This is a genomic window from Nonomuraea rhizosphaerae (assembly GCF_019396405.1).
Taxonomy (GTDB): Bacteria; Actinomycetota; Actinomycetes; order Streptosporangiales; family Streptosporangiaceae; genus Nonomuraea; species Nonomuraea rhizosphaerae.
The window spans coordinates 18,424-27,244 of the sequence record NZ_JAHKRL010000098.1 but is presented as its reverse complement, the minus strand read 5'-3'; the positions used below and the strand labels follow the sequence as shown (position 1 = coordinate 27,244).

Annotated in this window: 8 protein-coding genes; 6 read left to right on the top strand and 2 right to left on the bottom strand. The window is 71.9% G+C overall.

Annotated elements, in window-relative coordinates; translation table 11 throughout:
• The 4 genes from KME77_RS04815 to KME77_RS04800 all read left to right on the top strand — a co-directional run.
• Window positions 1–304, top strand: a 304-nt coding sequence (locus KME77_RS04815) for an SDR family oxidoreductase (RefSeq protein ID WP_219462348.1), incomplete at its 5' end; no start/stop codon positions are given.
• 67 nt (window positions 305–371) lie between these two features.
• Window positions 372–1,298 (top strand): hypothetical protein, encoded by a 927-nt coding sequence (locus KME77_RS04810; protein ID WP_219462347.1) that lies wholly within the window; start codon window positions 372–374, stop codon window positions 1,296–1,298.
• Window positions 1,295–2,038, top strand: a complete 744-nt coding sequence (locus tag KME77_RS04805) for a hypothetical protein (RefSeq protein WP_219462346.1) — start codon at window positions 1,295–1,297, stop codon at window positions 2,036–2,038. Before KME77_RS04810 ends, KME77_RS04805 begins: the two co-directional genes overlap by 4 nt.
• A 132-nt stretch (window positions 2,039–2,170) precedes the next feature.
• Window positions 2,171–3,553 (top strand): glycoside hydrolase family 16 protein, encoded by a 1,383-nt coding sequence (locus KME77_RS04800; RefSeq protein WP_219462345.1) that lies wholly within the window; start codon window positions 2,171–2,173, stop codon window positions 3,551–3,553.
• 73 nt (window positions 3,554–3,626) lie between these two features.
• Here KME77_RS04800 and KME77_RS04795 read toward each other — a convergent pair whose 3' ends face one another.
• Entirely contained in the window at window positions 3,627–4,817 is a 1,191-nt protein-coding gene (locus tag KME77_RS04795) for a hypothetical protein (RefSeq protein WP_219462344.1), read from the bottom strand.
• Window positions 4,818–4,879: 62 nt separating this feature from the next.
• On the opposite strand from KME77_RS04795, the gene KME77_RS04790 reads away from it, so the two are divergent.
• Window positions 4,880–5,809: an isopenicillin N synthase family dioxygenase gene (locus KME77_RS04790; protein WP_219462342.1), complete on the top strand. Its 930-nt coding sequence runs from the start codon at window positions 4,880–4,882 to the stop codon at window positions 5,807–5,809.
• Window positions 5,810–5,825: 16 nt separating this feature from the next.
• Here KME77_RS04790 and KME77_RS30195 read toward each other — a convergent pair whose 3' ends face one another.
• Window positions 5,826–8,228 (bottom strand): GH1 family beta-glucosidase, encoded by a 2,403-nt coding sequence (locus KME77_RS30195; RefSeq protein ID WP_219462340.1) that lies wholly within the window; start codon window positions 8,226–8,228, stop codon window positions 5,826–5,828.
• A 62-nt stretch (window positions 8,229–8,290) separates the two neighbouring features.
• Between KME77_RS30195 and KME77_RS04780 the strand changes: the two genes are divergently transcribed.
• Window positions 8,291–8,773 (top strand): Lrp/AsnC family transcriptional regulator, encoded by a 483-nt coding sequence (locus KME77_RS04780; protein ID WP_219462338.1) that lies wholly within the window; start codon window positions 8,291–8,293, stop codon window positions 8,771–8,773.
• Window positions 8,774–8,821: the final 48 nt, after the last annotated feature.

The window sequence follows — 8,821 nt, the reverse complement described above, 5'->3', positions numbered from 1 at the left end:
CGTCAACCTGGCGCCGGCCGCCGGCTCGCAGGCCGCGGTGATCGAGCTGACCCGCGCGGCGGCGGCCGGGACCGGCGTGCGGGTCAACGCCGTGGCCGCCTGGCCGCGCGGGCTCGCCGAGGACGTGACCTCGTGGTCGCACAACCTCGCGGCCGGCGTGTCGGCCTGGCCGCACGGCCTCGTGGCCGACGTGGCGGGGGCCGTGGTGTGGCTCTGTTCGGACGACGCGTCGCTGGTCGCCGGGGAGACGTTGCACGTTCCGGGCAGACCAGCTCGTACGAGCTCTGCGCTCTCTCCGAAATGACGGATTAGTCTGGGGTTTCGGGGACACTCGGGCCGGGTGCCGGTCCGGCCGGAGCCTGGAGACGCGGATGGCGTTCTTGTCGCGGCTGTTCAAGCGGGACGACCCGCTTGCCGAGCGGGAGGAAGCGCACCGTCAGGGCATGCGGGACGCCCGGGAGCACCCGCTGGGCGAGTTCACCGACCCCGGCTTCCAACCCGCGTACGTGTCCGAGGTACGGGCCCGCGAACGCGAGCGGGTCACCGAGACCGACCTGCGGCTGGCCGCCAAGCGCCAGGAGCTGCTGGAGCGCGCGCTGGGCGAGCAGGAGACGATCCTGCGCGAGCTGGCCAGAGCCGACCTGCGGCCGCCGCCCCCGCCCTCGTCCCCGTCTCCGTCCCCGCACGTCAACGGCGCGGGCCCCGCCCCGGCGGAGGACGCGTTCATCTCCATCGCCGAGGCGCGGCGGCGGCGGGCCGAGGCGCGCAGGCAGGACGAGCTGCGGCGCTCCGCCGACGAGGTGCACCAGGCCAGGGCCCGGCTGCAGCGCATCGCCCAGGAGTGGGAGAGCGCGGTGATCGAGCGCAACCACGCGGTGGAGGCCGAGAACGCCCGCTCGCAGCGGCTCATCGCGGCCTACCGGGGCGGGGTGATGCGGACCCATCCGCGCAAGGAGGAGATCCCGTCGCTGTGGAAGGGGGAGGTCGTGGCCATGGACTCCTCGGCGGAGAGCGCGGCGGCGATCTCCGGGCGCGGGGAGATCGTCCGGATCATGGAGGAGGTCGAGACGCGGATCGAGGTGTGGCACGCCGAGGTCGGCCCGGCCGTCACCCGGCGATCACTCCCCCGCGACGCGACCCCGGATCCCGGCACCGGCCGCGGACCCGGCCACGATCCTGAGGACGAACCCGGCGACGAGCCCGATGACGATCCCGAGGACGAGCCCGGCGACAGGACCGGCGACTGGCCTCAGGGGAGACCCGGCGACAGGACCGACGACGACGGAGGGGCGCGATGACGGCGGACGGAGGTGACGCCGTCGCCGGGGCCCGCACTCGGCGCGTGGCGGCGCTCGGAGTGTTACTGCTGCTCGCGGGCGGCCTCACCGCCTGCGGCACGGAGTCCCGCGCGGTGTGCGGGGTGGTGGTCGACTCCACCAGCTACGCCGACCCGGCGACCTCGCGCGGCGACGTCACCTCCAAGCTGCCCGCCTTCGCCCAGGGCTGCGACTGGATCGGCTTCGCGGCGGTGACCGGCAGCTCGGAGAGCAGCACGTGCCGCCAGGACCCGGTGGCCGTGGCGGCGACGAAGGCGGAGAACCCCAACGAGAACCCGGTGGTCGAGGAGCGCATCCGCTCGCACCGCATCACCGAGGTGCTGCCGCGGGCGGCCAAGCTGTTCGACTGCCCGTCCGAGGGCGAGGGGTCGGACGTGCTGGGCGCGCTGCGGTACCTGGTCAAGCAGATGGCCGCGCAGCGGCAGCCGGACAAGGCACACCAGATCATCGTGTTCAGCGACCTGATCAACAACCGGGGCGAGCTGAACATCAACAAGCTCGACCTGAGCGAGGCCGCCAGGAAGCAGAAGGCCGAGCAGCTCCGGAAGGAGCAGCTGATGCCCGACCTGAGCGGCTACGGGGTGGTCGTCCACGGGTTCCTGCGGGAGAAGACCGCGAGCCCGGACCGGTTCCCGCTGCTGGAGGCCTTCTGGAAGGAGACGTTCGAGGCGGCCGGGGCGGCCCCGGTGGACCTCCTCTAGCGAGAGCGCTCTCACAGCTCTGACAGATCACGCGTGCGCTTTGTTGACAGGACATGACACCTGTGTTTGTCTCGGCGTGAGAGAGCGCTCTCTCGCAGTGCTCCGGCCCCCGTATCCCCCAGGAGCGACGACATGAGATCAACATCCCCCGTCCGCAGGCGCTTAGCCGCGGTGGCCGTGGCGCTGGCGGTGATCGCCGGGCTGCTCGTCCACGTGGCGGTGACCGCCTCCGCGTCCGTCCCGTCCACCCCGTCCGGCTGGACGCAGGTCTGGGCCGACGACTTCGACGGCGCCTCCGGCTCCCTGCCCTCCTCCAGCAACTGGATCATCGACACCGGCCACGCCTACCCGGGCGGACCCGGCAACTGGGGCACCGGTGAGATCCAGAACTACACCTCCAGCTCCGCCAACCTCGCGCTCGACGGCGGCGGCAACCTGCGCATCACCCCGCTGCGCAGCAGCTCGGGCGAGTGGACGTCCGGGCGCATCGAGACCAGGCGGGCCGACTTCAAGCCCGCCGACGGGCGCGTCCTGCGCATCGAGAGCCGCATCCAGATGCCGAACGTGACGGGACAAGCCGCGCTCGGCTACTGGCCGGCGTTCTGGGCGCTGGGCGCGCCGTACCGGGGCAACTACTGGAACTGGCCGGGCATCGGCGAGTTCGACATCATGGAGAACGTCAACGGCATCAACGCCGTCTGGGGCGTCCTGCACTGCGGCGTCAACCCCGGCGGGCCGTGCAACGAGACCACCGGCCTGGGCGCCAACCGCGCCTGCCCCGGCTCGACCTGCCAGTCGGCCTTCCACACCTACCGCTTCGAGTGGGACCGCAGCACCAGCCCCAACCAGTTGCGCTGGTACGTGGACGGCCAGCAGTTCCACAGCGTGACCCAGTCGCAGATGGACGCCACGTCCTGGAACAACATGACCTCGCACGCCGGCTACTTCCTGCTCCTGAACGTGGCCATCGGCGGGGCGTTCCCCAACGCGCTGGGCGGCTCGACGCCGACCTCCGCCACCGTGCCGGGACGGCCGATGGTGGTCGACTACGTGGCCGTGTGGCAGAGCGGCACCACCACGACCCCGCCCCCCGGCGGCAACGTGGACGCCCGCTCGACCATCCAGGCCGAGTCGTTCCAGGCGCAGTCGGGCACGATCACCGAGGCCACCACCGACAGCGGCGGCGGCCAGAACATCGGCGCCATCGCCAACGGCGACTGGCTGCGCTACGACGGCGTGAACTTCGGCTCCACCGCCGCCACGCAGTTCCGCGCCCGGGTCGCCTCCGGGGCCGGGACCAGCGTGAGCGGGCTGGTGCAGGTGCGGCTCGACAGCCCGACGGCCACGCCGATCGGTGACTTCGCGCTGGGCAACACGGGCGGCTGGCAGAGCTGGCGTACGGTGCCGGCGAACATCTCCGGCGTGACGGGGACGCACACGGTGTACCTGACGTTCAGCAGCGGTCAGCCGGCCGACTTCGTCAACGTCAACTGGTTCACCTTCTCGACCAACTGACCGACCGACCAACTGACCGGCCGACCTGCTGACCGGCCGATCGACCGGTCGCGGGACTCCCGGGGCGCCGGACTCAGGTGCCCCGGGTGCCTGCTTCGCGGCGGCGCACGACGATGCGCTCGGCCCAGCTCGCCGCCTCGGGGTCGCGCAGCCCCTCGACGACGCCGCCCAGGTAGGCCGTGCCGAGACTGTCGAAGCCGCTGTCGAGCTGGCGCATCCGGCTGGCCCGGCGGCGTTCGACGGCCTGGAGGTACTGGGCGACGCTCTCGACGTACCCGGCGTCGCGCTGGTAGTCCGTACGGGCGGCGGCGCACGCCTCGGCCTCGGCGTCGCGCTTGGCGCGCAGCTCGCGCAGGCGGCGGTCGTTGGGGTTGTGCATGCGGCGGCCCAGGTCGGCGGCGATGAGCGCGGTGGCGATGAGCAGCGCGAGCAGCAGGATCATGGTCGGGAGCTGGCTGACGCCCGAGGACGTGGCGCCGATGTCCTGGCCGTCCACGATCAGCGGCCTGACCAGGGCGTCGCGGCGCAGCACGGCCACAGCGACGATCAGGCCGAGCCAGACCAGCGCGACCCCGATCAGCAGCCAGCGTCCCCTGGCCGGGCTGCCGTGCTCCTGCCAGGCGCGGAACGCCCTGCCGTACATGTGCGGGGCGACCAGCATGATCAGGGCGGCGCCGGCGGCCAGCAGGGCGGTCATCGCGACGCTGTCGCCCCAGTTCAGGATGACCTGGTAGAGGATGGGCACCTCGACGATCAGCAGGAGCAGCAGCAGGAGCGCGGCCGGCAGCCAGCGGCGGACGACCGGCCAGCGACTGCCGGACAGCGCGATGGAGCTGGGACGGCCGTCGCCGGGGCGCCTGCTGGGCTGTTCCAGCTCGCCGACCTGGTGCTGGGTGGCGTCGAGCGCCTTGCGCGCCTCGCCGAACACGCGCTGCGACTCGGCCAGCTTGATCTTCTGCGCCTCGAACTCGGCGCGGGCCCGCTGGATCTCCCGTTCGGTGAGGTCCTCGATCTGGGCCAGCTCGGCCAGGCGCTCGTCCTCCAGCTCGTGGAAGCGCGGCACGCTGCCGGTCTCCAGGGTCAGCGTGTCGATCTGGCCCTCGGCGGCGTGGGCGCGGCCCAGCTCGCGTTCCTCGCCGCGGCGGTGCGCCCAGTCGGGCAGATGGTAGAGGTCCCCGTCGTACGCGACGGCGGGGGCGATGCGGGTGACCTGTCCCGGCTCGTCGGGCTCGTGCTCTTGCCTGTGCCTGCGAATGAAGCGCATGCGCTCTCCAAGCGGTCCCTGTGTTTCCATGCTAAGCGCCGTAAAACGGGAACAATGGGCCCGTGAGCGAATTGCCGGTGATTGATATCGGCGGGCGGCCGGCCGACGTGGCGGCGCGGATCGGCGACGCCTGCCAGGACAGCGGGTTCTTCTACGTGTCCGGGCACGGGGTGCCGGCCGAGCTGGTCAAGCGGCTGGACACGGCGGCGAGGCGCTTCTTCGAGCTGCCCGGGGAGGTCAAGGACGAGATCTCGATGGAGCGCGGCGGCCGGGCCTGGCGCGGCTTCTTCCCGGTCGGCGGGGAGCTGACCTCGGGCCGGCCGGACCAGAAGGAGGGGATCTACTTCGGCGCCGAGGAGCCGGAGAGCGGGCTGCCGCTGCACGGCCCGAACCTGTTCCCCGAGCGGGTGCCGGAGCTGCGCGAGGCGGTGCTGGAGTACCTGGACACGATGACGGGCGTCGCCCAGTCCGTGATGTCCGCGATCGCGGCGAGCCTGGGATTGGACAGGGACTACTTCAGCACCGGCTACACGGCCCGCCCCACCATCCTTTTCCGGATATTTCACTATCCGCCCACCCAGCCGGACGCGTGGGGCGTCGGTGAGCACACCGACTACGGCCTGCTCACCCTCCTCCTCCAGGACGGCAACGAGGGGCTCCAGGTCCACACCGCGAACGGCTGGATCGACGCCCCGCCGCTGCCCGGGACGTTCGTCTGCAACATCGGCGACATGCTGGACAAGCTGACCGGCGGCCTGTACCGCTCGACCCCGCACCGGGTGCGCAACGTCAGCGGGAACGAGCGGCTCAGCTTCCCGTTCTTCTTCGACCCCGGCTGGGACAGCGAGGTGCCGCCGCTGCCGTACACGGAAGGGGGGCGGGCCCGCTGGGACGGCCAGGACCTGCGCGCCTTCACCGGCACGTACGGCGACTACCTGCTGGGCAAGGTCTCCAAGGTCTTCCCCCAACTCGCCGAGGACCAGCTCGACTAGGTCCTTGCCGTACGGCCTAGGTCGACTCGCGGACGACCAGGCGGGCCGGGACGATCACCGACGTGGTGTGCCTGCCCTCCAGCCGCGACAGCAGCAGCCTGGCCAGCGCCATCGCCTGGTCGGCGACCGGCGCCCGCACGGTGGTCAGCGACGGCGTGGTGCACGAGGCGGCGTCGATGTCGCCGAAGCCGGCGACCGCCAGGTCCTGCGGCACCCGGCGACCCGCCTGCCCGGCCGCCCGCAGCGCGCCGATCGCCAGGTGGTCGCTGGTGGCGAAGACGGCGTCCAGCCGGGGGTTGTCGGCGAACAGCCGCAGCGCCGCCTCCGCGCCCGACTCCCGCGTCGGGTTGGCCGTGGCGATCAACGGGTGCAGGCCGGCCCGTTCGAGTGCCGTGCGGTGGCCCGCCAGCCGGTCCTGGGTGGCGACCAGGTCCAGCGGGCCGCAGATGATGCCCAGGTTGCGGCGGCCCGTGGCCAGCAGGTGCTCGGTGACGGCTGCCGCGCCGCCCGCGTGGTCCACGTCCACGTACGGCACCAGCGACGCGACCGGCGGCCGGCCCAGCAGCACCACCGGCAGGCCCGTGCGGGTCAGGCGCTCGGCGAGCGGGTCGGCGTCCGCCACGTTCCCGGCGCCCACGAAGCTCCCGACGCTCCCGACGCCTCCGGCACTCCCGGCTGCGCGGTCGGGCAGGACGAGGATGACGCCGTCCACCAGCCTGGCCTCGACGTGCTGGAGAATGCGCCGGTGGCTCTCGGCCGTGTCGGCGAGCATGAGCGTGATCCGCTTGCCGGCCGCCTCCAGGACGCTGGTGACGTACTGGACGACGGCCGCCGTCAGCGCCTCCCCGCCGGGGCCGGGCACGGACAGGACCAGCGCGATCGACTCCGTACGGCGGGTGACCAGGCTGCGCGCGGCGGCGTTGGGCACGTAGCCCAGCTCCTGCACGGCCCGCAGCACGGCGGCGCGCGCCTCGGGGCTGACCGACACCTCGCCGTTCATGACGCGGGAGGCCGTGGCCCGGGAGACGGAGGCGCGGGCGGCGACGGTCTCCAGGGTGGGCCGCCTGGGGCGGCTCTGCGCCAGGCCGTTGCGCCTGACGACGTCGCGGTACCAGTGGGCGCTGTCCTTCGGCCGCCGCCGCTGGGTGGCGAAGTCGACGTGGTAGATGCCGAACTTGCGCTGGTACCCGTCGGCCCATTCGAGGCAGTCGAGCAACGACCAGAGCAGATATCCGCCGACCTTGGCCCCTTCGTCGATGGAGACCTTCAGGGCCCGCAGATGCTCCTCGATGAAACCGATCCGGTCCACGTCGTGAATGCCGTCGCCGGAAATCACGTCCACGAAGTCGGCGCCGTTCTCGGTGATCATCAACGGGGTGCCGGGATATTCCCGGGAAAGGCGGCGCAACAACAACGGGAGGGCGTTCGGGACGATGGGCCAGCCCATGGCGGTGACGGCCGTGGGAACGGTGCAGAAGAGAATTCCCTCACTGCCCGGATAGGCCGGGTCGGCGGCCCGGCTCGGCTGGGCCTGCACGACGGTCGGCGCGTAGTAATTGACGCCCAGCAGGTCGATCGGCTCCGCGATCGCCTCCAGGTCGCCGTCCTGGATGTGGCCGAGCCCCGCGAACCGCTCCACCACCGGTAACAGCTCGTCGGGATAGGCCCCGCGCAGCACCGGCTCCAGGAACTGCCGGTGCAGCAGCGTGTCGATCCTGGCCACCGCCTCGGCGTCCTCCTCGGCCGGCTCCATCGTCAGGTCGCCGACCTGGCCGGGCGTCATGACCGGCCCGAAGTTCAGGACCAGCCCCACCTTCGCCGGCCGCAGCGCCTGCGTGGCGAGCCCGTGCGCGAGCAGCAGATGGTGGGCGGCGCGGAAGGCGTCGGCGGCCGAGGTACGCCCCGGCGCGTGAATGCCGGAGCCGTAACCGCAGAAGGCCGCCACCCACGGCTCGTTCACCGTGAACCACGTGTCCACCCGGTCGCCCAGCCGCTGACGCACCACCGCCGCGTACTCGGCGAAAAAGGCGGCCGTGTCGCGGGAGGCCCACCCGCCTTTGTCCTCGAGCGCCTGCGGCAGATCCCAGTGATAAAGCGTCGCGTACGGGGTGATGCCCGCGCCCAGCAATTCGTCCACGAGTTCGTCGTAGAAATCCAGGCCGGCCTCGTTGACCCGGCCCGCGCCCTCCGGCACGACCCGCGGCCAGCTCACCGAGAAACGGTAGGCCCCCACTCCCAGGTCCTTCAGCAGTCCGACGTCCTCGGCATGGCGGTGGTAATGGTCGCAGGCCGCCTGCGAATCGGAGAAGGAGTCCCAGATGGACGGGCCGCGACCGTCGGCCACATTGGCGCCCTCGATCTGGTAGGCCGACGTCGAGATCCCCCAGACGAAACCGTCGGGAAAGGCTGTTCCGCTCATCCGTACAGCATCCCGTGTGGCGCTCGTCGCGCGCCAGCCTGGCCAGGCGGTATACAGAGCGCGTGGAACTGGACCGGCTGGATCGTCACATCATCACCGCGCTGGTGGACGACGCCCGCGCGACCTACGCCGAGATCGGGCATCGGGTCGGGCTGAGCGCGTCCGCGGTGAAGCGTCGCGTCGATCGGTTGCGCGAGGTGGGGGCGATCACCGGGTTCAGCGCCAGGGTGGCGCCGCGGGCGCTCGGCTGGACCACCGAGGCGTACGTCGAGCTGTTCTGCCAGGGCAAGACCAAGCCGTCCGACATCGCGCTGGCCGTGTCCCGCTTCCCCGAGGTGGTGGCGGCGGCCACGATCACCGGCGAGGCCGATGCGTTGCTGCACATCAGGGCCACGGACGTGCGTCACGTGGAGCGGGTGATCGAGCGGCTGGCCGCCGAGGCGTTCGTGGTGCGGACCAAGAGTTCGATCGTGCTCTCCCGGCTCATCGACGAGCTGCCCGGCGCCGTACCGGACCCGCGCAACGAATCCCCGGCCGGTGGCTGAGACTCGCAACAGACCCGCGCGAACACGCAATGTAACCACTTGGCCTGC